Annotated in this window: 1 protein-coding gene; it reads left to right on the top strand. The window is 56.4% G+C overall.

What is annotated here, in order from left to right; genetic code table 11:
- Positions 1-92: 92 nt before the first annotated feature.
- Entirely contained in the window at positions 93-1,121 is a 1,029-nt protein-coding gene (locus EOE18_RS18165; RefSeq protein WP_127712162.1) for an IS110 family RNA-guided transposase, read from the top strand.
- Positions 1,122-1,396: the final 275 nt, after the last annotated feature.

The following is a 1,396-nucleotide window of genomic DNA, read 5'->3' as shown; positions in this document are numbered from 1 at the left end:
CTGAGAATTGATGGAGTGGATGCCCCCTCCCGACGGCATCGAATGTGCCATTGTGACGTTTTCACAACGTCACAACAGAGGAGAAGGCATCCATGGACGAAGTTAGCATTATCGGTCTGGATTTGGCCAAGCGGGTTTTTCAGGCGCACGGCATGTGTTCAAAGGGAAGTATGCTGTTTCGCAAGAAACTCACACGTTCGCAGTTGCTCGAGTTTCTGGCTAAGCAGCCTGGTTGCATTGTTGCGATGGAGGCATGTGCCAGCGCTCATTTTTGGGGACGTGCGATTAGGGACCTAGGCCATGACGTCCGGCTGATCCCGCCTATTTATGTGAAGCCGTTCGTCAAACGGCAAAAGAACGACGCGGCAGATGCAGAGGCGATCGCCGAAGCGGCGGCTCGGCCCAATATGCGCTTTGTTGCACTCAAGTCGTCCAGCCAACAGGCTGGGGCGATGGTTTTTCGAACACGCGATTTGTTAGTTCGCCAGCGTACGCAACTGATCAATGCGCTTCGCGGTCATCTAGCCGAGCATGGGGTAGTTGCACCGCAGGGTGTGGCTAACGTCCGGGTGCTCGAAACGGCAATAGAGGGGGCAGAACAGACGCTGGATTTGCTCGTTATTGAGATGGCAAGGCTCTACCTGCAGCAAATCGCGACATTGACCGAAAATATCACAACGCTGGAGAAAGTTCTCCGGCAGGAAGCTGCAAATGCTGACAACACCGCCCGCCTCTTGACGGTTCCTGGGATTGGGCACGTAACCGCGATGGCAATCGAAGCCTTTGCGCCGCCCATGGAAATATTCCGGCGTGGCAGAGATTTTGCCGCCTGGCTTGGCCTTGTCCCACTCCAGCACTCAACCGGAGGTAAGCAGGTCCTGGGCAAGACGTCCAAGATGGGCCAGCGGGACATCCGTCGATTGCTGATCACCGGCGCGATGACGGTTGTGCGTTGGGCTTCTCGCAAATCGCCGCCAGAAGGATCCTGGCTGTTCCGCATGCTTGCGCGCAAGCCGCGAATGCTGGTAGCCATAGCTTTGGCCAACAAGATGGCTCGGGTAGTTTGGGCGATGCTTACCAAAGGTGAGGTTTTCAGAAATCCGGCGACTGTTGCAGCCTGATCAATTGATCGCACGAACAGTTCCGGATGCGTCGGGCGTGTGAGAAGTTCGAGGAGTAGTAAGGGCAAAGTGATCGGTCAGATCCGGGTCTGGAAAAGCATTCCGAGTCATGGGGCTTCGAGCCCGCAGAATTGATTTGCACTGGACCTGCGCATCTCCATACCGGCCAGCGGTCAAAACAGTCCGCACAGCAGGCCTGATACATGACCGCATCCGATCACACCCCGCGCGTCTCCGACAAACCTCGCACGACAGGGGGCATCCATACATGACCC

Origin of the sequence: Novosphingobium umbonatum (assembly GCF_004005905.1) — a bacterium.
In the GTDB taxonomy this organism is placed as follows: Bacteria; Pseudomonadota; Alphaproteobacteria; order Sphingomonadales; family Sphingomonadaceae; genus Novosphingobium; species Novosphingobium umbonatum.
Note: the sequence above shows the minus strand (reverse complement) of the source record. Positions and strands in the feature narration are given on the sequence as shown.